Annotated in this window: 26 protein-coding genes; 19 read left to right on the top strand and 7 right to left on the bottom strand. The window is 41.6% G+C overall.

All coding sequences use genetic code 11. The features are described 5' to 3' along the window. Window positions 1–34 precede the first annotated feature (34 nt). Complete coding sequence (locus AC1D0K_RS26380) at window positions 35–961, top strand: hypothetical protein (protein WP_477395511.1); 927 nt, start codon at window positions 35–37, stop codon at window positions 959–961. 228 nt (window positions 962–1189) lie between these two features. Further along, a complete protein-coding gene (locus AC1D0K_RS26375) occupies window positions 1190–3157 on the top strand; it encodes a T9SS type B sorting domain-containing protein (RefSeq protein ID WP_477442070.1) in 1968 nt (655 codons plus the stop codon). Window positions 3158–3187: 30 nt separating this feature from the next. Here AC1D0K_RS26375 and AC1D0K_RS26370 read toward each other — a convergent pair whose 3' ends face one another. Then, window positions 3188–3709 carry an NADPH-dependent FMN reductase gene (locus AC1D0K_RS26370; RefSeq protein ID WP_477395507.1) on the bottom strand — a complete coding sequence of 174 codons (522 nt, stop codon included), beginning with the start codon at window positions 3707–3709 and terminating at the stop codon, window positions 3188–3190. Between the two features lie 287 nt (window positions 3710–3996). On the opposite strand from AC1D0K_RS26370, the gene AC1D0K_RS26365 reads away from it, so the two are divergent. From AC1D0K_RS26365 to lepB (AC1D0K_RS26325), 9 genes are all read left to right on the top strand, one after another. Further along, window positions 3997–4800 carry a ParA family protein gene (locus tag AC1D0K_RS26365; protein ID WP_295713475.1) on the top strand — a complete coding sequence of 268 codons (804 nt, stop codon included), beginning with the start codon at window positions 3997–3999 and terminating at the stop codon, window positions 4798–4800. A gap of 3 nt (window positions 4801–4803) precedes the next feature. After that, window positions 4804–5727 (top strand): ParB/RepB/Spo0J family partition protein, encoded by a 924-nt coding sequence (locus AC1D0K_RS26360; RefSeq protein ID WP_477395504.1) that lies wholly within the window; start codon window positions 4804–4806, stop codon window positions 5725–5727. 261 nt (window positions 5728–5988) lie between these two features. Continuing rightward, window positions 5989–6312, top strand: coding sequence for a DUF5683 domain-containing protein (locus AC1D0K_RS26355; RefSeq protein WP_477395502.1), 324 nt, complete (start codon window positions 5989–5991; stop codon window positions 6310–6312). 28 nt (window positions 6313–6340) lie between these two features. Beyond that, complete coding sequence (locus AC1D0K_RS26350) at window positions 6341–6703, top strand: DUF5683 domain-containing protein (RefSeq protein WP_477395500.1); 363 nt, start codon at window positions 6341–6343, stop codon at window positions 6701–6703. A 54-nt stretch (window positions 6704–6757) separates the two neighbouring features. Continuing rightward, window positions 6758–7435 (top strand): DUF5683 domain-containing protein, encoded by a 678-nt coding sequence (locus AC1D0K_RS26345; protein ID WP_477395498.1) that lies wholly within the window; start codon window positions 6758–6760, stop codon window positions 7433–7435. A gap of 43 nt (window positions 7436–7478) precedes the next feature. After that, window positions 7479–8228, top strand: coding sequence for a 4-hydroxy-tetrahydrodipicolinate reductase (gene dapB / locus AC1D0K_RS26340; RefSeq protein ID WP_295713464.1), 750 nt, complete (start codon window positions 7479–7481; stop codon window positions 8226–8228). Window positions 8229–8244: 16 nt separating this feature from the next. Further along, on the top strand, window positions 8245–9696 hold the full coding sequence (lepB, locus tag AC1D0K_RS26335) for a signal peptidase I (protein WP_477395496.1): 1452 nt from the start codon (window positions 8245–8247) through the stop codon (window positions 9694–9696). 418 nt (window positions 9697–10114) lie between these two features. Continuing rightward, window positions 10115–11248, top strand: a complete 1134-nt coding sequence (lepB, locus tag AC1D0K_RS26330) for a signal peptidase I (protein ID WP_477398557.1) — start codon at window positions 10115–10117, stop codon at window positions 11246–11248. A gap of 20 nt (window positions 11249–11268) precedes the next feature. Continuing rightward, the gene (gene lepB / locus AC1D0K_RS26325) at window positions 11269–12741 is read left to right on the top strand and encodes a signal peptidase I (protein WP_477398576.1); all 1473 of its coding nucleotides are present in this window, start codon (window positions 11269–11271) and stop codon (window positions 12739–12741) included. A 452-nt stretch (window positions 12742–13193) separates the two neighbouring features. On the opposite strand, the gene AC1D0K_RS26320 is transcribed toward lepB (AC1D0K_RS26325), so the two are convergent. The 5 genes from AC1D0K_RS26320 to AC1D0K_RS26300 form a co-directional block, all read right to left on the bottom strand. Beyond that, window positions 13194–13730, bottom strand: coding sequence for an RBBP9/YdeN family alpha/beta hydrolase (locus AC1D0K_RS26320; protein ID WP_477442068.1), 537 nt, complete (start codon window positions 13728–13730; stop codon window positions 13194–13196). 221 nt (window positions 13731–13951) lie between these two features. Beyond that, window positions 13952–14443: an SRPBCC family protein gene (locus tag AC1D0K_RS26315; RefSeq protein WP_477398561.1), complete on the bottom strand. Its 492-nt coding sequence runs from the start codon at window positions 14441–14443 to the stop codon at window positions 13952–13954. A 251-nt stretch (window positions 14444–14694) separates the two neighbouring features. Continuing rightward, window positions 14695–16143, bottom strand: a complete 1449-nt coding sequence (gene asnS / locus AC1D0K_RS26310; protein ID WP_295717366.1) for an asparagine--tRNA ligase — start codon at window positions 16141–16143, stop codon at window positions 14695–14697. A 33-nt stretch (window positions 16144–16176) separates the two neighbouring features. Further along, complete coding sequence (locus tag AC1D0K_RS26305; RefSeq protein WP_477398563.1) at window positions 16177–16668, bottom strand: hypothetical protein; 492 nt, start codon at window positions 16666–16668, stop codon at window positions 16177–16179. A gap of 126 nt (window positions 16669–16794) precedes the next feature. Next, window positions 16795–17280 (bottom strand): DUF6252 domain-containing protein, encoded by a 486-nt coding sequence (locus AC1D0K_RS26300; protein ID WP_477398565.1) that lies wholly within the window; start codon window positions 17278–17280, stop codon window positions 16795–16797. A 140-nt stretch (window positions 17281–17420) separates the two neighbouring features. On the opposite strand from AC1D0K_RS26300, the gene AC1D0K_RS26295 reads away from it, so the two are divergent. The 5 genes from AC1D0K_RS26295 to AC1D0K_RS26275 are packed head-to-tail and all read left to right on the top strand — an operon-like array spanning window position 17421 to window position 22158. Beyond that, entirely contained in the window at window positions 17421–18290 is an 870-nt protein-coding gene (locus AC1D0K_RS26295) for a DMT family transporter (RefSeq protein ID WP_477398567.1), read from the top strand. Window positions 18291–18340: 50 nt separating this feature from the next. Further along, entirely contained in the window at window positions 18341–20275 is a 1935-nt protein-coding gene (dnaG, locus tag AC1D0K_RS26290) for a DNA primase (protein ID WP_477398569.1), read from the top strand. Then, window positions 20276–20644 (top strand): YraN family protein, encoded by a 369-nt coding sequence (locus AC1D0K_RS26285; protein WP_477398571.1) that lies wholly within the window; start codon window positions 20276–20278, stop codon window positions 20642–20644. It abuts the gene before it with no gap. 4 nt (window positions 20645–20648) lie between these two features. Next, entirely contained in the window at window positions 20649–21725 is a 1077-nt protein-coding gene (locus AC1D0K_RS26280) for a glutaminyl-peptide cyclotransferase (RefSeq protein ID WP_477398573.1), read from the top strand. Window positions 21726–21780: 55 nt separating this feature from the next. Beyond that, window positions 21781–22158: a DUF805 domain-containing protein gene (locus tag AC1D0K_RS26275; RefSeq protein ID WP_295717383.1), complete on the top strand. Its 378-nt coding sequence runs from the start codon at window positions 21781–21783 to the stop codon at window positions 22156–22158. Window positions 22159–22293: 135 nt separating this feature from the next. Here AC1D0K_RS26275 and pgi read toward each other — a convergent pair whose 3' ends face one another. Next, window positions 22294–23940, bottom strand: a complete 1647-nt coding sequence (pgi, locus tag AC1D0K_RS26270) for a glucose-6-phosphate isomerase (protein ID WP_477442065.1) — start codon at window positions 23938–23940, stop codon at window positions 22294–22296. A 252-nt stretch (window positions 23941–24192) separates the two neighbouring features. On the opposite strand from pgi, the gene AC1D0K_RS26265 reads away from it, so the two are divergent. The 3 genes from AC1D0K_RS26265 to AC1D0K_RS26255 all read left to right on the top strand — a co-directional run bounded on the left by AC1D0K_RS26265 (window position 24193) and on the right by AC1D0K_RS26255 (window position 26963). Beyond that, complete coding sequence (locus AC1D0K_RS26265) at window positions 24193–24630, top strand: hypothetical protein (protein WP_295717387.1); 438 nt, start codon at window positions 24193–24195, stop codon at window positions 24628–24630. Between the two features lie 99 nt (window positions 24631–24729). Continuing rightward, a protein-coding gene (gene prfB, locus AC1D0K_RS26260; RefSeq protein ID WP_477442063.1) for a peptide chain release factor 2 occupies window positions 24730–25822 on the top strand; the annotation gives its coding sequence in 2 pieces (ribosomal slippage) (window positions 24730–24789 and window positions 24791–25822; 1092 coding nt in all). A gap of 226 nt (window positions 25823–26048) precedes the next feature. Next, a complete protein-coding gene (locus tag AC1D0K_RS26255; protein ID WP_477398377.1) occupies window positions 26049–26963 on the top strand; it encodes an alpha/beta hydrolase in 915 nt (304 codons plus the stop codon). Window positions 26964–26965: the final 2 nt, after the last annotated feature.

The following is a 26965-nucleotide window of genomic DNA, read 5'->3' as shown; positions in this document are numbered from 1 at the left end:
TAACTGTTCCCTTAGATAAAATGTTAATAGTGTGATGAAGAAATTATTATTAGTTGTAGGATTTACTATTGTTAGCAGTTTTGCCTTCTCCCAGCAAATACAACGCTTTAATCCCGATACCATCCGTACCATCGTTATCGACTCATTGGTTGATATTCGGTCGCATAAGCTTCGTGCACAGGATTTTATAGACGCGGTAATGGCCGATACCAGTTTTTACAAGGCTTTTCAGAATATGAAAGCCTATGCTTTTACTGCCGAAAATCGCATTTATACTTATGATAAAAAAAATAAAGTTGATGGCAAGGTTTATCGAAAGCTTCGCCACAGTAATGTTGTTGGTCAGCATAAAATAGAATATTTTGCTAAGCAGGATAGTGGCTCTGTTTATAAAAAGAATGGCAAGTACCAGTTGTACACGGTGGAGATGTTCGACTTTATTTTCCAGAATGCCTACAACTCCGATTTTGTGAAGGGTGATGAACTGCCGGGTACAGGCGGAAAGAACGAAAGCTATAAGGATAAATTAAAGACACTGATATTCACCCCCGGTCGCAAGGTTAAGGGGATTCCTTTTATAGGGAGTAAAACAGAGATCTTTTCCAAAGACATGCGCGAATTTTACTTTTATGAGTTTGCCCGTGGTAAGTACCTGGATACTATTCCCGTTTATCGCTTTAAAGTGAGATGCAAGCCAAGCACATCAGATGGGGACACCATGATTAAGGAAATGACCACCATTTTTGATGAGCGCACCTTCGAAATTCTTGGGCGTTACATTGATATGAAATTCAGCAATATGTTCTTTGATTTTAATGTGCAGATGAACATCGAGCTTAATAATTTTAATGGCCAGTTGCTGCCCATCAAAATTACTTACCAGGGTAACTGGAATATTCCTTTCCACAAAGAAGAACGCGCCAGCTTTTTAATTGTGCATAAGGGTTATGAGAAGGAGTAAGGGACGCCTTATAGCTGTGATTGCCCTGCAGTCGTATCCTTTTTCAGATAGAATTTCTTTTTAATTTAGCCGGTTTCTTCTGTTAATTAATTTTTTTAGGCCGTGGTTGGTTTTGGTAATAAACTGCTTTTAAGTATTTGGATGTGATGTAATTGTGCGTTAATTATATCCTATCCATCAATAAAAAAATATACTTTTGGAAGATAGCGTTTCAAGCTAAATCTATTAATGCGGTCTTATACCCTAAAATTATTATTGCTGCTTCTATTTGCAATGGCGCTTAATCGTGTTAAAGCGCAAGATCCCGTAATCTGTAAAGGCAGTCTGGGCGATCCTGTTATTAATGTAACTTTTGGTGCGGGTGCAAACTTTGGTCCGCCGTCGCCTTATTCTACCATGCTTTATGTAGCAGGCTGTCCAGATGATAATTTTTATACCATTGTAAACAGCACAGATGTGAAAAATGGCGGCTCAAATTGTATTCCCGGGAACTGGTTTTCGGTTCCTCAAGATCATACAGGCGATCCTAATGGTTATATGATGTTTATTAATGCATCATATGACGCCAGTGAGTTTTTTAAACAGGTAACCGATGTTCCCTTGTGCCAAAAAACCACCTATGAGTTTTCGGCATATGTGCTTAATTTGCTTACCCCGGCGGCAAGCGGTGGCGCCAATCAACCCAAATTAAAGTTTACCATTGAAACAATAACTGGAGCCCCTTTAGCTACCATTACCAAAACTATTGACCCCACAACAACACCTGGGTGGGTAAAATGTAGTGTGACTTTTGCAACTCCCGGTAATATAGATAAGGTAGTATTAAAAATAGAGAACCAGGCCCCCGGCGGAAATGGCAATGATTTGCTGCTGGATGATATTGCATTCAGGGCTTGTGGTCCGGTCATTCAATTAGGGTTTAATAGTATAACTGCAACCGAGCCACAAAATGTATGTATAGGCGAAAGCCATGTCTATAATTTAGTTGCACAGATAGGCGAGGGTTATGATGATGTCCGCAGGCAATGGCAACGGAAGGCTGATGGAGGTGCATGGGTAGATATATTAAATGAAACCGGCAATATTTTGAAGGTTACAACTACCCCGGATATGACGGTCGGCAGTTATCAATACAGAATTGCCGCCGCCGAAGCAGAAAACATAAATTCGCTAACATGCCGTACTTATTCCGAGCCGCTTACCATTACAGTAAATCCTAAGCCGGTGGTGCCACATATTGAGCCTGCTGCTGCATGCGAAGGAGGTGCCTTAACACTTAATGCGACAGGAGGGGTAGTTTATGAATGGCATGGGCCTGGCATAACCCAGGTTAACAAAAATCAGAACCCATTGCAACTTGAAAATATTACACCTGCAATCCAGGGTAATTATTCGGTTGATGTAACATCAGCGAGTGGTTGTACTTCTTCTTCAAACACATTTCCGGTTACTGTTAATTTAAAGCCGATAATTACGGTAAGCAATACAGCAACTGTTTGCAAAGGAAATTCGGTTACCATAAGCGCTTCGGCGCCGGGAGCTACAAGTTACAGTTGGAGCCCTGCGGCCGGTTTGTCTGACCCCGCATCCAGTAATCCGGTTGCAAACCCAACCGAAACGACTACTTATGCGGTTACAGTACGCAATGCTAATGATTGTTCAGATACCAAAACGGTAACAGTAAATGTATTAGGAAATCCATCGGCCGATGCCGGAGCTGACAAGAAAATATTTGAGGGCCAATCGGTAATGCTAAACGGAACAGCCCAAAATGCCAATATTTTTAATTGGACGCCCGCAACCGGGCTTAGTGATCCGCATGTGCTTAACCCCATTGCTACCCCCGCTGATGATATCACCTATCACCTTACAGTGAGTTCGGCGCAAAATTGTGGTGAAGCTACCAGCAGTGTTTTTGTAAAGGTTTATCACAAGATTGTTATACCCAACGCGTTTTCTCCAAATGGAGATGGTTATAATGATTTTTGGGATATTGAAGCGCTGGTAACTTATCCCCAAAGTTTACTTACCGTATTTAATCGTTACGGGCAACAGGTATTTAAAAGTATTGGTTATGACAAGCCCTGGAAAGGTACTTACAACGGTGCCAAGCTACCCTCGGGTACGTATTACTATATTATCGATCTTAAATTAGGCTCGCCAAAGCTAACGGGGTGGGTATTAATTGTTAATTAAGGAAGATATTTATGGAGTAAGAGCGAATGATCAAAACTTAATAAACTTGTCTATTTGCTCGTCGGTAAACTTCAATGTATCGGCATGTAAAAGCTGGCCGTTTTTGTCAAATTCCTTGTGGATGGCTGATATATGCAGTTTTAGAGGCATCACGTTAAGGTGTACATAATGACAAACACCTGTAAAATGATCTATCCCGCGGATGTTACCGTACTTGCCTGATGATACGCCTACCAATGCTGCCTTTTTATCGTAGAAACTTTCGGGGAAATCGCAGGCATCAATAAATACTTTAAGCACACCGGGATAGCTGCCGTTATATTCAGGTATTATAAATAAAAACTTATCAGTGTCAGTTATCAGCTTTTGAATTTCGGCAAATTCAGGGCTTCTTTTACCATATAGGTCTGTTTGTAACAGGTTTGGTGGTAAATCTTCTAACGATAACAAATTAGCTTCAACCCCCTTTTCCTGCAGTTGCTCCTGGTAATATTTAGCCATTTTTAGTGTTGAACTGCCCGGTCTGTTGGTTGATGCTATGATGGTTATCATTCTTTTTAATTAGTGAGTTAGTGAATTAGCGAGTTAGTATTTTTGAATTTGAATGAATTTATAATAGCTTAATCCTTAATTATCAGTGCTTAAGCAAATCACTAATTCACGCTATCATTAATTCACTAATTAAACGAATATGTTTGTAAATTGACTAAACCTGTGGATTTCCTAATTGTTTAATTTCGTATCTTTATCACGGGATAAAAACTTTACGAAAGTAGAAATTTCTGAAGCTACTTTACGTTACTATAAATCATTGTAATATCAAATTTTGAACATATAGAATGAGTAAAATTATTGCTTTAGCCAACCAGAAAGGTGGCGTAGGGAAAACTACATCATCTATAAATCTGGCTGCAAGTTTGGCCGTGTTAGATTTTAAAACACTATTGGTTGATGCCGATCCACAGGCAAATTCCACATCAGGGATAGGTTTTGATCCCCGTAATATAAAGAATAGTATTTATGAGTGTATCATCAACCAGGTTGATCCTCATGAGGCTATCCAGAAAACCGAAACTCCAAACCTCGATCTACTGCCTGCTCATATTGACCTGGTAGGTGCCGAGATAGAAATGATTAACCTGAGCGGCCGCGAATACAAAATGAAACAGGTTTTTGAAGCGGTACGCAATGAATATGATTTTATCATTATTGATTGCTCGCCTTCATTAGGTTTAATTACCATTAATGCCTTAACCGCTGCCGATTCGGTAATTATACCTGTACAATGCGAGTATTTTGCATTGGAAGGATTGGGTAAGTTGTTAAATACTATTAAAATAGTTCAGTCGCGCCTTAACCCGCAACTGGAGATTGAAGGTATTTTGTTAACCATGTATGATGTGCGTTTACGTCTGAGCAACCAGGTGGTTGATGAGGTGAAAACACATTTTGAGGATATGGTTTTTGATACCATTATACAGCGTAACACCCGTTTAAGCGAAGCGCCAAGCTTTGGCGTATCGGTTATTATGCATGATGCCACCTGTAAGGGGGCAATTAATTATTTAAATCTGGCCCGCGAAATTATTCAAAAGAATGGTCTTGTAAAAAGCGAAACAGTAACGGCAACAGCAACAGTATAGTAGATGAGTAATGAAAGAAGAAATGCCTTGGGCAAAGGATTAAGTGCGCTGTTGAATGACTCTGTAAACGTACAACCCTACCAAAATAAAAATAAAGAACAGCAGGAAGCATCAACATCAGCTGCCGAGGTTAATAGCCTGGGGTCAGTTAATGAAATTCGTCTGAGTGAAATTGAGGTTAATCCCTTTCAGCCACGTACTGATTTTGATGAGCAGGCGCTTAATGAGCTTGCCGATTCCATCAAATTGCAGGGATTGATACAGCCAATAACTGTAAGGCGCATTAATGCACATAAATACCAGCTAATATCTGGGGAGCGCCGTTTCCGGGCATCAAAACTGGCTGGGCTAACCCAGATCCCGGCTTATGTGCGTACTGCCAATGATCAGCAAATGCTGGAAATGGCATTGATAGAAAATATTCAGCGCGAAAATCTGAATGCTATTGAGGTGGCCTTGAGTTTTCAACGGATGATTGAGGAGTGTAACCTTAAACAGGAAGAACTTGGCGACAGGGTGAGCAAAAACCGTTCGACCGTTACCAATTATTTGCGTTTACTAAAATTGCCACCAAGCATCCAGGCATCAATCCGCGATGGCGCGCTTAGTATGGGCCATGCCAAGGCGCTTATAAATATTGATGATCCTGCCAAGCAACTATATTTACATCAGCATATTATTCAACAAGGTTTATCTGTTCGTAAGGTAGAAGAGTTGGTTCGTGATATGCAAAAGGCGCCGGTAAAAAAAGAGGGCAAGCAACCCGAGCCGGTATCATATCAGCTACAAAAAATCCAGGACGACCTGTCTTCAAAGTTTAGCACAAGGGTAACACTTAAAGTAGGCAACAAAGGCAATGGGGTTATCGAAATTCCCTTTCTTTCAGAAGATGACCTGGGCCGTATCCTCGAGATGCTGGATTGGTAAAAGTTAACAATATCCTTATATAATTGGCCGTATCATAAATAACATGATGCGGCCTTTTTAATTTGTGATAATGGGGTTGTCTTTACCCGTAGAACTACACCCATGCACTGGCTTTGAGCAGATCGGCCATGTTTTTATCACCGTTGTTTTTATATGTTTATATAATACTACCCCAGATATAATAATAGGCCGCCAAATCAGTTTATGGTTATTCAACAGGCTAAATTCCTGTTGACGCTTATTTTATAATTTACCTGCCTTATGTATAAATATCCATTGGTTATTGGGTTTATCACAATTATTACTTTTACTGTTAAAGCGCAATCCCCTTATTTGCATAGGTTATCTTTAAGTTCAAAAGATGCATTTGAGAACAAGAATGAAGGAGCGCCCGGCTCCTTTGGGTTATTTGCAGGAAAAGAGAAAAAATATTATCCCGATAGTCCGCACAAGTCACATACCGCTGTAGTTCGCTCGTTAATGTTACCGGGTTTGGGGCAGCTATATAATCATCGATGGTGGAAAATACCCATTATTTATGGTGGTTTAGGATTCTTGGGATCGGCTGTGGTATGTGGTATATAATCAAAAGAACTATGCACAGCTAATTGCAGTGTACAGGTTAAAGCATTACATCTATTCGGCCGCGTTAACATCGCCACAAAATCCTAACCACGCTTTATATGTAAAGTATAAAACCGAGTACGGATACTACCAGGGATTTTCTGACAGGGAAGTGGGCGATTTGGCCGAAAGCTGGCGCCGTAACCGCGATATTTGTATTTTGGGTGTGGCCGCCATGTGGGCGATTAATGCTATTGATGCTTATATTGATGCCAAATTTATAAATACATTTTCTATTGATAATAATTTGGCGGTTAAACCAGTTAGTGATGTACTTGGTGAACAGGTGTATGGAGTAAGCCATGGGGGCTCTTTTAATCCGGGTATAAAAATTACCTTTGCAATAAGATAAAAATGACGCGCTGTATAGCGTGGCGTTAGTGCTTTATTATTTTTTATAAAAAGAATGTATAGATATTTGTTAATTATTGGGATGTTAACGGCGTGTGCCTTTACTGTTAAAGCGCAGCAAAAGGCAGATACCGCATCGGTAGCTAAAAAAGATACTTTTAAAAAGGCAACCGGCACAGCTCCGGGTTCATTTGCGCCGCCTATAAAAAAGGAGAAGGAATATCATCCCGATAGTACCCATAGTCCTCATAAAGCTGTGATGCATTCGCTGATGATACCTGGCTGGGGGCAGCTGTACAATCACCGCTGGTGGAAAGTTCCAATTGTTTATGGAGGGATTGGCCTGCTGGCTTCGGCAGTGATCTTTAACCAGGGATATTATAACCAGTTTAATGTACTGGCACATTATTATAAAAATGGCGTAACACCAAAAGTTACCGACAAGTATTATGCAGAATATAAGGCATATACGGCTGCCGGTGTGCCTGCGCAAAATATATATGATGCGCTTGATGGCTACCGTCGTAACCGCGATTTAAGTATATTGGGTATTTTAGGTGCCTGGGGAATACAAACTATTGATGCCTATATTGATGCAAAATTCATAAATGCATATACGGTTGATAATAATTTTGCTATCCGGGTTACTCCAAGTGTTATCAACCAGCCGGTTTATGCCCAAAGTTCGTTTGGTTCCTATATTCCGGGTATAAAAGTTACCTTTACGTTTTAACGGCACATTTATATCTTAGCTGTTAATTCAATAAATATTAAAAATGAAGATAGCGTTACTTGGCTATGGAAAAATGGGCAAGATCATAGAAAAGATCGCCATTAGCCGCAAGCATGAAATTGTTTTAACCATTGATCATCAAAACCTGCATGAGCTTACTGCCGAAAACCTTCAAAAGGCCGATGCTGTAATTGAGTTCACTATGCCTGCATCTGTGTTGGGCAATATTGAGCATTGCTTTAATGCCGGTGTACCCATTGTGGTAGGCACCACCGGTTGGTATGATAAAATGGACCAGGTGAAGCAGCAATGCGAAGCGGGTAACAATTCATTAATGTACGCTACCAACTTTAGTGTGGGGGTTAATATTTTTTTCCACATTAACCGGATGCTTGCCAAAGTGATGAATAACTATCCTTATTATGACGTACAGGTTGAAGAAATTCACCACGTTCAGAAAATGGATGCCCCAAGCGGAACAGCCATAACCATTGCCGAAGGGATCATTGATAACCTGGAATCTAAATCAGATTGGGTTAATGTTTTAACTACCGATGATAGTGACGATGATGAAAATGTTCAGCCAGATCAGCTGTTGATAGAATCTATGCGGATTGACAGTGTGCCCGGCACGCATACCGTAATTTATGATTCCGAAGTTGATACCATTGAATTTAAGCATACCGCCCATAACCGTAACGGTTTTGCCCTTGGCGCCGTGCTTGCTGCCGAGTGGATCCATAATAAAAAAGGATTTTATTCGGTTGAGGCCATGTTTGATTTTAAAAGTTAATTTCCATCTGCAGTAAATGGAAATAGCTGGTTATATCGGGGTTTATACCATATTAGCCCCTTTATTAATATTAGTGCATGTTGGCCTTTGGAAACTATTTCAAAAAGCAGGACGACCCGGCTGGGAGGCACTAGTACCCATTTACAGCACCTATATGATGTTGAAGCTTAGCGGAAGGCCCTTATGGTGGCTTTTGCTGTGTTTCATCCCCGGGATATATATCATCATTGGCGTTGGTATAGTTATCGATTTTATAAAATCATTTGGTAAAACAAAAATGACCCATATTGCGGGAGCTATTATTTTACCATTTGTTTTTTTGCCAATATGGGGTTTTGATAAAAATACCCATTACCTGGGCCAGTCTGCAAGTGATGATTTTCATGAAAAATATCAGCCCATTATACGCAGATCATCGGTAAGGGAGTGGTCAGAAGCTATCTTTTTTGCTGTATTGGCGGCAACCATCATTCGCCTGTTTTTTATAGAAGCCTACACTATTCCGTCTGCATCAATGGAAGGGTCGCTTATGATTGGCGATTACCTTTTTGTAAGTAAGTTTAGTTATGGAGCCCGCCTACCCATGACGCCGGTGTCATTCCCCTTTGCGCATAATAAGATGCCATATATAGGCACAAAATCCTACTGGGATGGTTTAAAGCTGCCCTACCTGAGGCTGCCCGGATTGAGTGAGGTAAAAAAGGGAGATGTGGTTGTTTTTAATTATCCAATGGATGCAGATTCGCCTTATTACAGACCTGTTGATAAACAGGAAAACTATATTAAGCGTTGCCAGGCAGTTGCCGGCGATACAATTAGCTTAATTAGCGCACAGGTATATGTGAACGGCAAACCTGTTATTACTCCGCCGCATGGCCAAATGCAATACATGGTTAATATTGATAGCAATGCCATCAGTCCCAAATTGCAATATGATCTTCACTTGTCAGATATCCAGGCATTTACTAATGTTGATTACATGATGAACATGTCAAAGCAGTCGGCAAGTGCTTTAAAAAAAGTTCCCCATGTCAAATACATCCGGCCCGATATACAATTTAGGGGCGTTTATGATCCTGAGGTATTTCCGCATGATGCCAATCAACGGTGGAACGTTGATAACCTTGGCCCAATTATAGTCCCCAAAAAGGGCTGGACGGTGAGGTTGGATGCTTTTACGTTGCCAATCTATCGCCGGGCCATAGAGGTATATGAAAATAATAAACTGCAGGTAAACGGGAATAACATTAGCATAAACGGTAAAAAAACTGATAGCTATACATTTAAAATGAACTATTATTGGATGATGGGTGATAACCGCCACAATTCATTAGATTCACGTTTTTGGGGTTTTGTGCCAGAAGATCATATTGTAGGTAAAGCCTTGTTTGTGTGGATGAGCTGGGATGAAACATCTCCATTTGCCGATAAAATTAGATGGAACCGGGTGATGAGCTGGATTAATTAGTAGATGTGCAGATTTCAGATGTGCAAATATGCAGATGATGGAAGCCCCATGTCATTACGAGTGGTAAAATCTGGTGGCCTCTGAAGGGGAAATGACGTTAAAAAGGTTTGTCATCCTGAGGAACGAAGGATCTATTTGCAAACTGTACAGGGCGAAGAAGCATGGTGGAGAGTAGATCCTTCGTTCCTCAGGATGACAAAAGGAGTTTTAGCAAATACGTCATGGGTAGGAACGAAGCAATCGCGAACTATACAGAGCCGGCATCTGCAATTTGCACATCTAACCAGGTAACATATTGCTTACATGATAGTCTTAGGGTTAATTAACAAATTATAGTCACCTAAAAAATTAACAAATTTGTAATCTGCATATATGAAATCGGTCATCTGCATATTTGCACATTTGAAACTGCACATTTATGAAGTTTTTCACAAAAGATAAAAGCAAAGTAAAAAAGAAAAAAGGCCCTGTTCGTGAATGGGCTGATGCCATTGTTTTTGCTGTTATAGCTGCAACCCTGATCCGTACACTTTTTATTGAGGCCTACGTAATCCCCAGCGGATCTATGGAAAGTTCGCTGCTCATTGGCGATTACCTGTTTGTAAGTAAAGTAAACTATGGCGCGCGTATGCCAATAACGCCGTTTGCTATCCCGTTTACTGCACACAATATCCCTTATACAGATATAAAATCATACTGGAGCGGTTTACAACTGCCATATTACCGCCTGCCGGGTTTTAGTGATATTAAAAAAGGAGATGTTGTGGTATTTAATTTACCTATGGAGGCCGATTCGCCGTATTACCGCCCGGTGGATAGACGTGAAAATATCATTAAGCGTTGCCAGGGTACGCCCGGCGATACATTAAGTTTGGCCCAGGCGCAGGTTTATATCAATGGAAAACCCGAGCTAACATCTGTAACCGGCGAAATGACCTACGTAATTAAGTCGGACGGCAGCGCTATTAACCCGGAGTTGATCAACGAACTTCATTTAACTGATATCGCGGTAATCAACAACACCGATTTTAAAGCCAATACAACCGTAGCATCGGCAAATAAATTAAAAGGATTTTCGAACATTAAATCGGTTACGCCAGATGTTGCCATAAAAGGTTTAGTTGATGACCTGAACCCGGTTTATCCGCTATCGCACCCGGATTATAAAATAGGCGCCATGCCAAGATACGGTTGGAACGTTGATAACTTTGGACCGGTTATTATCCCAAAAAAAGGCTGGACAGTTAAACTTGATAGCCTTACGTTTCCAATTTATGGCAGGGCTATTGCCATTTATGAGCACAATACTGTAAAAGTAGTAGGCAATGATGTTTTTATAAACGGAAAAAAAGCCGATACTTACACCTTTAAAATGAATTACTACTGGATGATGGGTGATAACCGCCATAATTCAACAGATTCGCGTTACTGGGGCTTTTTGCCAGAGGATCATGTAGTAGGCAAAGCTTTATTTACCTGGTTGAGTGTGGATAGCACCGCATCATTTGTAAATAAAATACGCTGGAACAGGTTATTTAGAGGGATACATTAATTAGAAAATTAAAATAACTTATAGTGAATATTGTAATCGGGGTTTTATTATTGATAGTTCTGCCTTACATAGGCTTATACAAATTATTTGAAAAAGCTGGCCGACCAGGCTGGGAAGGCCTTGTGCCCATCTATAATATTTATGTGATGTTGAAACTAAGCGGCAGACCCATGTGGTGGCTGGCGCTGATGTTATTGCCGGGCATCAATATCCTGGTATTAATAGGTATCATTGTTGATTTTGTAAAATCATACGGCAAATTTGCCTTGCTTGATCATATAGGCGCCGTTGCATTTTCATTTATATTTTTACCAAAGTGGGGATTTGATAAGGACACAAAATATTTGGGCTTGTCGGCAAGTCCGGAGTTTAGGGAGAAATATAAAAAGGCGCTTAAAAAAACGCCTACACGTGAATGGGCCGATGCCATTATTTTCGCGGTAATAGCGGCCACTATGATCCGTACGCTTTTTATTGAAGCTTATGTGATCCCGAGTGCATCGATGGAAAGCTCGTTACTTATTGGCGATTACCTGTTTGTAAGCAAGGTTAACTATGGTGCCCGTTTACCGATGACACCTGTTGCATTCCCTTTTGCGCACCACACCATGCCACTCATAAATACCAAAGCTTACTGGGATGGTATCGAGCTGCCATACTACCGCTTACCTGGCCTAAGTGATATTAAAAAAGGCGACGTTGTGGTATTTAATTACCCTATGGATGCCGATTCGCCTTTGTACAGGCCTGTTGATAAACGCGAAAATTTTATTAAACGCTGCCAGGGTACACCCGGCGATACATTAAGTATTGTTAACGCGCAGGTTTTTATAAACGGCAAAACGGAAACTACACCTGTAAACGGTGAAATGACTTACAGGGTTAAGTACGATGGAACGCCGCTGAACCCTCAGCTTACTTCCGATTTGCACCTGGAAGATATCAACAGCGATAAGACCAATGAGTTTACAACCAATACAACGGCATCATCGGCAAAAACTTTAAAAGGATATTCAAATATTAAATCGGTAACTCCCGAAATTACACCTGCCGGTTCACCAGATGCTAATTACTCTGTTTTCCCTGCAAAATTCCCTAACTATAAAATCACGCCAAACTTCCCTAATTTTGTTTGGAATCCGGATAATTTTGGTCCGATTATAGTTCCCAAAAAAGGTTGGACAGTGAAGCTGGATAGCTTAACGTTCCCGGTTTATGGTCGCGCGATAGAGATTTACGAGGGTAACAAAGTAGAGGTAGTAGGGAAAGATATTATGATCAACGGCAAAAAAGCCGATAGCTACACCTTTAAGCTTAACTACTATTTTATGATGGGGGATAACCGCCATAATTCCGAAGATTCTCGTTTCTGGGGTTTTGTACCCGAAGATCACATTGTAGGCAAGGCGCTCTTCATCTGGATGAGTATTGATGACCAGGCCTCCTTCCTGAGCAAGATCAGGTGGAGCAGGTTGTTTAATATTATCAGGTAATATTATCACGATACTTGAAAGGCCCGGCTGTTGTTGAAATAGCCGGGCCTTTTTGTTGAAATATTTTTGTCATTCCTCGTTACCTATGGCAAGTTATAAAAATGAAGTCATCCTGAACTTGTTTCAGGACCCCACAGGACAGGTAGACCACATGTAATATACTTAGCATTAGGGTGCTGAAGGAAGTTCAATCCTGAGGTACGAAGGATTTATTAGTAAACTATGCAGATCGGATATGCGCGGCGTAGATTAGATGTTTTAAGCATGACCTGTGACGTATTTATTATCAAAGTATTTGCATTCAAAAAGGGTCGGTCACCCTGAGCTTGTCGAAGGGGCGCGCGCAGAGGCCTTTGCCCACATGCTTCGACAGGCTCAGCAGGACAGCCTTTTTTTTAAAAGGTCATTTCCTTTTCAGTATCCCCGTATTTCCCCAATTGGCAGATAAAGGTTTAATCACTATCCAATTCCTTCAACAACGCCAATCCTTCTTCCCATTCGCCTAAATTTGATGAGGCGTTAATATGTGTTGCATCGCCAATGCTGATAAGCTTGCTGCCCCAGCTTTCTGCAAATAATTGAGCACGTTCCGGGCTTACATAGTAATCGTTGGTGCTCATCACTACAATGCTCTTAAACGGCAGCTTTATTAACGGTACGGGTGAAAAGCCGGTAGTGCCTTCGGGATAGGTATCGGCCTCAGTGTCGCTGGGAGCAACCAGCAGCGCTCCTTTTATGGTAATGTCAAATTCCCTGGCCCAATAGGCAATAGTGGCACAGGCAAGGCTATGGCCTGCCAGGATCACTTCGGCAGGGTTATGTTGGTTAACATAATCGTTAAGTGTTTTGATCCAATCGGCGCAAACAGGTGTTTCCCAATCCCGTTGCTCAACGCGGATAAGATTAAACTGCTTTTCCCAAATAGATTGCCAATGTTCAGGTCCGGAATTGCCCAGGCCAGGAATGATAAGTATAGTTGATTTAAACACGATTTATAAGATTTTATGTGATTAAAAAGATTTTGGATGATAATTAATCTGGTCCAACTCCGCTTTTTCCCTCTTATATTAAAAAGCGTTGTCATTTCGAACGAGGTACGAGGAGAAATCTTGAACGATATGCAAAAGCCAGCTATACAGGGTGTAGAAGATTTCTCTTTCGCCCCACCGCTTATTCCTCCCCTTGCTCTATCGAAATGACATTTTTTTTATTAAAAAGATATGTCCAAATCAACTCCCCCCTCAGGGGGCCGGTGGGCTTCCGCTACCTGTTTTATCACCTCGTTCCGTTGTTGCAGCAAGTTGCACATATATCTTTCCAAAAACAGGAAATTAGCTATAATTCCTAGGAAACCCAACGGTGCATCAAACATAAAAATGTCTTTCATCAGGGTTTGGTTATTGATGGGATAAAAATAATGCTCGTGCCTGAAGTTCTTAAATGCCCCTTGTACCATTTCGTCGGTAAAGTAATTGGGGTATTCCATTTCGGTAATCTTTGAAGTTAAGGTTTGCCATATGCCAAAATGCTTTGCCCGCCAAGTAACAGTTTCGCCCAGCTCAATCAGGCCGCTGGTGCGCCCGGCAACTGCCGATTCTCCGCTTTGCTGCATCGAATCCACATGGATATCGATACTCCGGGCAAGGTTGAAACACTTTGCGATTGGAGCATTGATATGAGTGGCTAATTCGATAATAGGCATGGCTTTAAGCGATAGCGCATTAACATGTCATTGCGAGGAACGAAGCAATCGCGAACGCTGCAGGTCTGCCCTGTGAAGTTCGCGATTGCCGCGTCGTTCCTCCTCGCAATGACATGGTTGTATGTCTTGTGGTGTTTGGTATTAACGTGTCATTGCGGGAAACGAAGCAATCGCGAACTCTGTAGGTCTGCCCTGTGAAGTTCGCGATTGCCACGTCGTTCCTCCTCGCAATGACATGGATTTAATCATGTTTAAAATTCAGCATTCTTCGGGAACCTTGGGAAAGGGATCACATCGCGGATGTTACCCATACCGGTAACAAATAATACCAAACGCTCAAAGCCTAAACCAAAGCCGGCATGTTCGCAGGCGCCGAAGCGACGGGTATCCAGGTACCACCAAAGTTCATCTTTAGGGATACCCATTTCGTCCATACGTTGTTCCAGTTTATCCAGGCGCTCTTCACGTTGTGAACCGCCTACAATTTCACCAATACCAGGGAAAAGAATATCCATAGCACGAACAGTTTCGCGACCCTGAGCATCCGGCTCGTTCTGGCGCATGTAAAATGCTTTGATAGCCTTAGGGTAATCGGTAAGGATCACCGGTTTTTTAAAGTGTTTCTCTACCAGGTAGCGCTCATGTTCTGATTGCAGATCCGTTCCCCAGCCTTCAATAGGATATTGGAACTTTTTCTTCTTGTTCGGTGTCGATTCTTTTAAAATATCAATAGCCTCGGTATAAGTAAGGCGTTCAAAATCATTATCCAGGCAAAACTGAAGTTTCTCCAGTAAGCTCATTTCCGACCGCTCGTTCTGTGGTTTTTGCTTTTCTTCTTCCTGCAGGCGTTGAGTTAAAAACTCAATATCATCCGGGTTTTTATCCAGCGCGTATTTAATCACATATTTCAGCATGTCCTCGGCAAGGTCCATGTTGTCGTCAAGATCGTTAAAGGCAACTTCCGGCTCAATCATCCAAAATTCGGCAAGGTGACGGGTCGTGTTTGAGTTTTCGGCGCGGAAAGTTGGTCCGAAAGTATAAATATCACTCAGGGCCATAGCACCCAGCTCGCCTTCCAGTTGCCCGGATACGGTAAGGTTGGTAGATGTGCCAAAGAAATCCTGTTTATAGTCAACCTCACCGGTATCGGTTTTAGGGATATTGTTAAGATCGAAGTTGGTTACGTGAAAAGCTTCACCTGCACCTTCAGCGTCAGATTGTGTTATAACCGGCGTGTGCAGGTAAACAAAACCGCGCTCCTGGAAAAACTGGTGTACTGCAAATGCCAGGCTGTTGCGCAGGCGAAATATCGACCCAAAAGTACTGGTACGGAAACGCAGGTGCGCATTTTCCCTTAAAAACTCCAGGCTATGCTTTTTAGGCTGAATAGGGTATTTTTCGGGATCACTATCGCCTAAGATATCAATATTGGCGGCTATAACTTCTACCGTTTGGCCCTTGCCCAATGAGGCGATCAGTTTTCCTGATACGCTGATTGCAGCGCCAACAGTAATGCGTTTTAACAAAGCAGGATCGGTATTTTCAAAATCAACCACGATCTGGATATTGTTATTGGTTGAGCCATCATTCAAAGCAATAAAACGATTTGACCGGAAGGCACGTACCCATCCCTTAACTGTTACATCAATATCAGTTTGCTGGCTCTGCAGCAATGCTTTGATCTTTGTGCGCTGACTCATATAAGTATATTTTTTAGAGCCGCAAAAATACAATTAATTATGTAATGATACTTTGAATTTTCCCTCTAAAAAACGGATACTATCCGGTTGACTGCCTACCGGTTTGTCGAAAATTTTAACAAATCTAACGTTAAAAAGCCCCTGGATGATTTTGTCTTTCTCATTAAGTGCAACCACAATTACCGTATTGTTGTGGGTTGTGCTTAGCTTATACCTGGCTACAATTTCATTGCCTTTGGTAATACGATAAAAACCTTCGTCACTTTTCAGTTCATAATAGCCAAGGCCGTTTAACTTTAATTTAAAGCCGAATGTTTCCATCATATCGGCCACATTGTTTGTGCCCGATATTATGGCGGTATCCTGTGCTGTGGCAAGGCTTAATGGATCAAATTTCCATTCCGCACCATTTTTCTGCGTAATAATAAAGTCCGCTATCGTCGGGAAATCACAGCATTTCTTTTTGGCACATGAAGCAATAAGCAGCAGTGTTATGGAAAGCAAAGCTAGCAGGCGTTTTTTCATAACAATTTAACTGTAGGAAGTTATCAATAACTGGCTTCATAAAGATATTCAAAAGTTATAACTGCTGCTCTGATTATCAAATATTTGATAATGATGATGATTGGCGTTGGTTAGACGGAAATTCAATTATTTATATTTATGCAATTGAATTTGGAATTTGCCATTTAAAAATTGAAGGCTGGCTGGCTTATCGGAGGGATAGGTGTGTTTTAATTTTACGCTGAAAGTGCCGGCTATAACATTTGAATCTTTATTAAAGGCAGTAATCTCAACCGAATTTGCAAAGGTATCATCAAGTTGATATTCGCTTACAATAACATCCCTGCCAATAGTATTATAGTACCATGCCTGTTTGCCCTTTAAAGCATATTTTCCAGGTGCCGATGCCTTAAACTGCAGGGATAAGGTTTCTTCGAGGGTTGTACTAAAATTGGTGCCAAATATGGCTACGGTATCGCCTACCAGGGTACTGCTTGTTGGGTCGGCGGTCCAGTGAGCGCTGTTCTTTTCAGCTGTAATGAATGGTTGTTTTGGCATAACGCAGCAATCTTTTTTGCCGCAGGCAGTTAAAAAAAGGAACAGGACAGAAAGTAATAGCAGGTTTTTTTTCATGGTAACAGGTTTTAATGTAGTTACGGAGCATCAACTGGTTTTGATACAGTTACATGAAAACAAATAACAGTTTTATGATATAAACAAGCTCCATATTAAAAGCCTATTTGCTTAAGTTTGCCGCTCATTTAAAAGCTGCCATGAATCCTAAAGTAAGCCTCGTTATTGGCATTTTATGCATCTCGTTTTCGCCCATATTTGTTAAGCTTGCCGGGGTATCGCCAATTGGGGCCGCGTTTTACAGGGTTTTTGTGGCATGGCTTTGCCTGTTGCCTTTTTGCATTGCTAAAAAGAAATTCCGGATTGAAAAACGGCAGCTGATCATTGCGGTAACCGCCGGCATCGTATTCGCTGCGGATATAGCGGTCTGGAACCTTTCCTTATTAAAGATCAGTGCTACGGTTTCAACATTAATAGCTAACCTGGCCCCCGTTTGGGTTGGCTTGCTGAGCTTCCTGATATTCAAAAAAAACGCTGGCTTATTATTCTGGATAGGTACCGTAGTTGCCATAGCCGGTATGGTAGTGTTGGTAGGTTATGAGCACATCTTGCACCTCGAACTTAATGCAGGCATTTTATTGGCCATATTGGCCAGTTTGTTTTATGCTACTTATATTATGATCACCAAAACAATCATGGGGCGGCTGGATGTATTTACGTTTATGTTTTATAGCATGCTAAGCGCAAGTGTATTTCTGTTGATGATCAGCAGCTTCATGGGTAATAACATTGTTGACTACTCCTTAAAAGTTTGGCTGTGTTTTGTGGGGATGGGGCTCATATGCCAGCTTATTGGCTGGTTAACTATTAATTATTCATTAAGGTACCTGGAATCAACCAAGGTGGCCATAGCCCTGTTGAGTCAAACTGTATTTGCCGGACTGCTTGCAGCGGTTTTTTTGAAAGAAAAATTGGAGGCGAAAGAAATTATAGGCAGCGTTATTGTGCTGGCTGGTATCGCTGTAACATTTTTAAGGCCACGTAATCAAGTAAATAAAATAGTATCTTAACGTTTGTTAATCATCAATTGATGAATTGCCATACATTTGCATTTTAGCTCATGATTATAAAATCCACTATCGACCGTATTATGGAAGCCACCGACATTGTGGAGGTGATAGGGGAATTTGTGCAGTTAAAAAAGCGGGGGGCCAACTATGTAGGGCTGTCGCCATTTGCCAATGAACGTACACCATCGTTCACGGTATCGCCGGCTAAAGGCATTTTTAAAGATTTTTCGACGGGTAAAGGCGGTTCGGCAGTTACCTTTTTAATGGAGCTGGAAAAATTCAGTTATCCCGAAGCCCTGAAATGGCTGGCCAAGAAATACGGCATCGAGGTTGAAGAAACCGTTGAGGCCCCCGAGAACCGGGAAGAGGAGTTGCGCCGCGAGAGCCTCATGATAGTTACGGCTTATGCCGCTAAATTTTTTCATGAAAGCCTGCTGGATACTGATGATGGCAAAAGCATCGGCCTTAGTTATTTTAAGGAGCGTGGTTTTAGTAACGATATCATCAAAAAGTTTGAGCTCGGTTACTCGCCCGATCAATGGGAAGCTTTTACCGGCAATGCTATTAAGGAAGGTTATAAGGAACAGTTTTTAGTAGAAAGCGGGTTATCTGTTAAACGGGATAACGGAACATTGTATGACCGTTACCGTGGCCGGGTAATGTTCCCCATCCATAGCTTTACAGGCCGGGTGATAGCCTTTGGGGGCCGTACGCTTAAAAAAGATAAAAACGTACCTAAATACGTAAACTCGCCAGAGAGTGAGATCTACCATAAATCCAATGTGCTTTATGGGCTTTACTTTGCCAAAAAGGCCATTCGCGAGGAGGATAACTGCTATTTGGTTGAGGGTTATGCCGATGTGCTTTCGGTAGTACAGGCCGGTATTGAAAACGTTGTGGCTTCGTCTGGTACTTCGTTAACTGTGGAGCAGATTAAGCTCATTAGCAGGTTTACCAAAAACATCACCATTTTGTATGATGGCGACGCGGCGGGCATTAAGGCTTCTTTACGCGGGCTTGATATGATCCTGGAAGAAGGCCTCAACGTAAAAGTGGTTTCTTTCCCCGAAGGGCATGACCCCGATTCCTACGTACGAAGCGTGGGTACCAATGCCTTCAAAAAACACATTGAAGAAAATAAAAAGGATTTTATCCTTTACAAAGCCAGTATCCTTTTAAAAGAAGCGGGTAACGACCCGATAAAGAAAGCCGAGATCATCCGGGAGATAGTGGAGAGTATTGCCAAGATCCCCGATTCTATCAAGGCATCAGTCTTTATAAAAGAATGTAGCTATATATTGCAGATAGATGAGCGGGCGCTGCTATCCGAATTGAATAAAATGCGCCAGGCCAAGGCAAAAAAAGACGGACAGCAGCAACAAACCAATACCCGGTATGCCCCGCAGCCAGATGAGCCAAACTTTTTTGATGAGCCAGATGTACAGGAAGTAGTCAAGGAGGAATATTTTCAGGAAAAGGAAATTATTCGGTTGCTGCTTTTATATGGCAGCAGAATGATTGACTGGGATGGCATTGCCAATACCTATATCGGTCCGTTTATGATTGCCGAACTTGGCGACGTTACTTTTGTACATGAGGCCGCTAAGCTTTTTGTAGAGCTATATCGGCAAGAGGTGGAAAACGGGGTGCTGCCCGAGGATAATTATTTTATTCACCATAAGAATAAAGGAATTGTTGACCTTACTATTGATTTGCTTACCACTAAATACACCCTAAGCGAGAACTGGTACGAGATGCACCGGATCATGATACATGATGAACAGGCTAATATGAAAGCCGCCATTTTGGGTGCTATTTTTCACCTTAAAAAGCATAAAGTAGAGAAGATTCTTGATGGCCTGCGTGCCGAACTCAAAACCGCTGTTACAGAAACCGATCAGGAGATATTACTTAACCAATACATCCGTATGAAAAAGGTAGAAAAAAGTATTTCCGACTTTTTAGGTTCAGTAATTATCAAATAAATGGCCCAACACCTCGAATTGGGTCGCGCGGGCGAGGCTTTAGCCAAAACACACCTGGAAAACTCCGGTTATGAAATCCTGGACGAAAACTGGACCTATGGGAAAGCCGAAATTGACCTGATTGCATATAAAAACAAGGTTATTATATTTGCCGAAGTTAAAACCCGTACAGGAACAGGTTTTGGCCAGCCCGAGGATTTTGTTGATGCCCGCAAGCAAAAGCTACTGGCTTCTGCCGCGGACGAATATATTTACCTGATGAACCACCAGGGCGATGTGCGGTTTGATATTATTGCCATTTTGTTTGATAAGAATAAGAATTATATACTAAACCATATTGAAGACGCGTTTTGGCCGACAGGAACTTAAACTTATGAAGATTAATAAATTAAAAATATTTTTTGCTGCCGGCTTATTGCTGGCATTTGGTTGTAATGGCTGTCACCAAAAAACGGCGGATAGCGGTGCCGATTATACAATTAGTCCGGAGGCTGGTACTACCTACAAGGCTGGCGACGAGGTGAAAGTAAAAGTTGGTTTACCTGCCGATACCAAACCCGATTCGGTAGTGTACATGATGGAGGCTATCCGTTTAGGGGTGGCTAAAGATACATTGGGTGTTAGTTTAAAAACAGATACCCTTCCTTTGGGCATTAAACTAATTACTGCCAAAGTTTACCAGGGCGGAAAAAGCCAGGATGTTACTACCAATATTTTGCTGCTTGCTGCCAAAGCGCCGGAACAGTTAACTTATAAGGTCGAAAAAACATTTCCGCATGATACCAGCTCATACACCGAAGGGCTACAGTATATTGATGGGGTGATGTATGAAAGTACCGGAGAGCCGGGGCATTCAACTATCAGGAAAAATGATTTGCAAACCGGCAAAGCGTTGCAACTTACCAAACTTGAAGATAAATACTTTGGCGAAGGCATATCAGTAATTGGCGATAAGGTTGTACAAATGACCTATCGTGAAAAAACAGGTTTTGTATATGATAAAAACAACCTGAAACTACTTAAAACCTTTGCCAACAATGTAGGCGTAGAAGGCTGGGGTATGTGCTTTGATGGCAAAAAGCTATATCTCGATGATAGCACCAACCGTATTTGGTTCCTTGATAAAGACACTTATCAGCAAATTGGCTTTATTGATGTGTGCGATGATAAAAAGCAAATAGATTCTGTAAACGAGTTAGAGTATATTGATGGTAAACTTTATGCTAACGTTTATCAAACGGATGATATTCTGGTTATTAACCCCAAAACCGGTGCTGTAGAACAGAGGATCGATATGAAGAATCTATACCCCGAATCGGAAAGACCATCAAACCGGGATTGGGGAAATAATGTACTTAATGGGATAGCTTACGATGCCGCCACCAAACGCATTTTTGTAACCGGCAAAAAATGGCCTAAGATGTATCAGGTAAAGTTTGTGAAGAAATAAATAATTCAATATATTAAGCATTTACATACATTCGTGAAACCTTATCATTTAATGTATGTTTAAAAATCTTTTTTCATTTGACGGCCGTATCAGAAGGACTGAATACGGCATCAGTTTCATTATTTATTTTATATCATATTTAACAATCAGGCTATCATCTGAGGGGAGCGGTGGAATGAAAATACTTTTATTTGCGTTTATTCCTCTCCTTTGGTTTTTATGGTCGCAAGGCGCAAAAAGATGCCATGATCTTGGAAAAAGTGGGTGGTGGCAATTAATTCCCTTTTATTGTCTTTGGCTCTTATTCCAGGATGGAGATCTGGGCGAAAATGAGTACGGCGACAACCCCAAAGGATTGGAGCCATTTGATCCCGAACAATATGAAAGTCCTTTTCCGGATAAACCAACAATAGGAGGGGAGTACAAGGATTAATCTTTGATTTTAAAAAATGGGAACTGGTAGCTACCTAAAATATAAAGCAGAAAAGCCGCAAATTTGCGGCTTTTCTGCTTTATAAATAATATGCTAATCAAAAGCTAAAGCTCCCCCTTTAGGGGGCTGGGGGGCTTACCTCCAGGCCTTATACAAATTGATCAACCCATTGGTTGAAGAATCGTGGCTGCTAATTTCGGCGTCGTCTTTTAGTTCGGGAAGAATTTTGCCGGCCAATTGTTTGCCCAGTTCAACACCCCATTGGTCAAAGCTGTAAATATTCCAGATGATGCCTTGTACAAATATCTTGTGCTCATACATGGCTATCAATGAACCCAGGCTGCGTGGCGTGATCTTTTTAAGCAAGAAAGAGTTTGTTGGACGGTTACCTTCAAATACTTTAAAAGGTGCAATCGCTGCAATTTCCTCGTCTGTTTTTCCGGCGGCTTTTAATTCCTCAATAACCACTTCTTCAGTTTTGCCATTCATCAAAGCTTCGGTTTGTGCAAAGAAGTTTGATAGCAGCATATTGTGATGCTCGCCAAGCGGATTATGTGATTGTGCCGGGGCTATAAAGTCGCAAGGGATCAGTTTGGTACCCTGGTGAATCAATTGGTAAAAAGCATGCTGACCGTTGGTGCCTGGCTCGCCCCAAATGATTGGGCCGGTCTGGTAATCCACATGTTTGCCATTACGGTCAACATGTTTACCATTGCTTTCCATATCACCTTGTTGAAAATAGGCAGCAAAGCGGTGCATGTATTGATCGTATGGTAAAATGGCATTGGTTTCAGCTTCAAAAAAGTTGTTGTACCAGATACCTAAAAGGGCAAGTGTAACAGGTATATTCTGCTCAAACTCTGCGGTGCGGAAATGCTCATCAGCAGCATGGGCGCCTTCCAGTAGTTCGGCAAAATTATCAAAGCCAATGCTTAGGGCGATAGATAAGCCAATAGCGCTCCATAAAGAGTAACGGCCACCAACCCAATCCCAAAACTCAAACATGTTTTTGGTATCGATGCCAAATTTTTCAACCGCCGCAGCATTGGTTGACAGGGCCGCGAAATGTTTGGCGACATCAGCCTCGGTAGCGCCGGCAGCTAAAAACCAATCGCGTGCGCTGTGGGCATTACCCATGGTTTCCTGGGTAGTAAATGTTTTTGAAGCAATCAAGAACAATGTAGTTTCCGGATCAACTGCTTTTAGCGTTTCCGCTATATGTGTACCATCCACATTACTTACAAAATGGAGGTTTAAATGATTCTTGTAAGCTTTTAAAGCTTCAGTTACCATAACCGGACCTAAATCAGACCCGCCGATGCCAATATTAACTACATCGGTAATAGGTTTGCCTGTATAACCTTTCCACGAGCCCGATATGATGGCATTGCTAAATTCCTTCATATGATCAAGCACGCTATTTACATCGGGCATAACATCTTTGCCATCAACATAAATAGGTGTGTTGCTGCGGTTACGCAACGCAATGTGCAGTACCTGGCGGCCTTCGGTAACGTTGATTTTTTCGCCCGCAAACATGGCTTCAATTGCCTTATTTACTGAACATTCCTTAGCCAGCTGTATCAATAAGGCAATAGTTTCATCATCGATACGGTTTTTGGAGTAATCAAGCAGGATATCCTCAAATTGGATAGAGAATTTAGTAAACCGCTGATCGTCAGTATCAAATAATTCTTTCAAACTTTTTGATACAATATCAATGTAATGGTCTGCTAAATATTTATAACTCTGTGTGGTGGTGAAATCGGTGTTTGGCAGCATAATTGAAGTGTTTTTAACAAAAGTAACAAGTTAATTGTTAGACCGATATTAAATATAAAATTAAGTAATCTTCGTGTATAACAAACACCTTTTACATAGTGTTTGTTATACACTTGAAAATTATGAAAATTAAAAAAATATTTACCAATTGTTTTGAATTTTAAAATGATTATTTGATATATTTGTATTGTTGATAACCAAATGAGTGATTTATCATCAATTTGTAAATTTTAAAATAAACTATTTACGCCCATGTTTGAAAAACTTTTTTTGCTTGTAAAAAATAACGCCGGGACGGCAGTTATTAACAATCCCGCAATTCCTGCAAAACACCATGAAAGTGTAATGATTGAGGCTTCAAGTTCGATCATCGAGGTATTAAAAGGACAGATGGAAGATGGTAAGTTGAAGGATGTAGTAAAGTATTTCCAGTCTTCGGGTATTTACAATCGTTCATTAGTATCAAGCATGGTAAGTAGATTTGCAAACAGACTTAACACATTTTACCATATGGAACCGGCACAGGCTATGCATACTGCAAAAACACTGATTCCGCAGGTAATGACTGAGCTTGTTAAAGCTTCAAAAAGCGAGCAGATTAAAGAGTTTGGCTTAACAAATATGCTTACTAAACTAAATGGCAACCGTGCCGACCTAAGTTTGCTGGTTCGCGATTTAATGGTGGCTTAAAAAAATAATATTTTTCTTAAAATGGGCCTGCAGATTGGTAATACAATTTGCAGGCCTTTTTTTATTTATGCCAAATATCAAATTGCATATATTTGCCACATGACTAAAGAACAGATTCTGGATTTAAGGGATAGAGCAGCTTCCCTGAGGAGGCATCTTTGACATCGACAAGAAGCTTGAGCTACTGCATCAGGAACAGGAAATAACCGTTGGTCCGCATTTTTGGGATCACCCAAAAGAAGCCGAAAAAGTACTGGCCTCCATCAAAGTAAAAAAAGTATGGACGGATGAGTTTCAAAAAGTATCGGCGATAATTGAAGATACCGGTGTGCTATTTGAATTTTACCAGGGTGGCGATGCCACCGAGGCCGAAATGCAGGAGCAATACAACATTGCGATAAAGGCGGTTGAAGAGCTTGAATTTAAAAACATGCTCTCGGCCGAAGAAGACCAGTTTCATGCCGTACTGCAAATTACCGCCGGCGCCGGTGGTACCGAAAGCTGCGACTGGGCAGGTATGCTAATGCGTATGTACATTATGTGGGGCGAAAAAAATGGCTACAAAGTTACCGAGCAGGATTATCAGCCGGGTGATGTGGCCGGTGTAAAAACCGTAACCCTGCAACTGGAAGGCGATTTTGCTTACGGCTATTTAAAAGGCGAAAATGGTGTGCACCGTTTAGTACGCGTATCTCCGTTTGATGCCAATGCCAAACGCCATACCTCTTTTGCATCAGTATATGTTTATCCGCTGGTTGATGATACCATTGAGATAGATATTAACCCTGCGGATATTGAGTTTGAAACCTTCCGCTCTGGCGGTGCAGGTGGGCAGAACGTGAACAAGGTGGAAACCGCCGTACGTTTATATCACAAGCCATCGGGAATTGTGATCAAAAACCAGGAATCGCGCTCGCAATTACAGAATAAGGATAACGCCATCCGTTTACTGAAATCGCAACTGTACGAAGCCGAAATGCGCAAGCGCCTGGAGATAACCAATACCATTGAAGGCAACAAAAAGAAAATAGAGTGGGGGTCACAGATTCGTAACTATGTTTTGCATCCGTACAAACTGGTGAAGGATTTGCGTACCGATCATGAAACATCAAACGCGGCAGCAGTTTTGGATGGTGAGCTTAATGAATTTTTGAAAGCTTACCTGATGGAGTTTGGTGGGCCGAAGAGTTAAAATACTGAAATGAAATAATTTGTCATCCTGAACGGAGTGAAGGATCTATTCACAGACCATACAGGGCGAACAAGCAAAGCGAATAACAGATCCTTCACTCCGTTCAGGAGGACAAGAAGGTTTTTTAAAATTACTTAAACGGCGTTATCGAAGCAATTTGATAACGCCGTTTGTTGTTTAAAAGAAATTAGTAATTTGCCCTAACCATTTTACTACCTAATCATTTATGAAAACCATTCTATCAGCCCTTATTTTGACTCTTGCCTCAACCATCGCCTACAGCCAGGAAAAACCAATGCCTTTATATCCAAAGGGGATCCCCAATTCAAAGCCCACACCAGCAGCCTATGTAGAAAAAACTGATAAGTCATCCTGGATAACCGGGGTAAGTGAGCCAACGCTTACACCTTATCTGCCTGCAAAAGGTAAAGCTAACGGAGCAGCCATTGTAGTTTGCCCGGGTGGCGGGTATTCTGGTCTGGCCAATGCACACGAGGGGATGGCCATATGCCAGGAATTTAATAAAATAGGCGTAACAGCGTATTTATTAAAATACCGTTTGCCAAGTGATGATATCATGGTAGATAGATCAATCGGGCCATTGCAGGATGCGCAGATGGCGATACTTACGGTGCGCAAAAATGCAAAGGAGTGGGGCATCAACCCAGCTAAAATAGGCATTATCGGCTTTTCGGCCGGTGGGCATTTGGCATCTACAGAAGGAACGCATTTTGATAAGCCGGTTATCGAAAATAAAGAAAACATTAGCCTGCGCCCGGATTTTATGATGCTGATATACCCTGTAATTAGTTTTGGCGAACAGGCCCATGTTGGCTCGCGCGAAAACCTGGTAGGCAAAACACCATCGGCAGCGCAAGTTGATCTTTACTCCAACGAGAAACAAGTTACTGCTAACACGCCGCCAACTTTTTTGGTACACGCCCAGGATGATAACGTGGTACCCGTACAAAACAGCCTGATGTTTTACGATGCCCTATTGAAAAATAAAGTAAAGGCCGAGATGCACCTGTTCCAGGAGGGAGGCCACGGCTTTGGGATGGTTAACTCAAAAAACAAAGACAAGTGGTTTGATTGGGCCGCGAACTGGCTGGAAGAGAACGGGTTTTTGAGCGGTAAGTAACC

It is taken from the genome of Mucilaginibacter sp. P1_A3, assembly GCF_056406855.1.
Note: the sequence above shows the minus strand (reverse complement) of the source record. Positions and strands in the feature narration are given on the sequence as shown.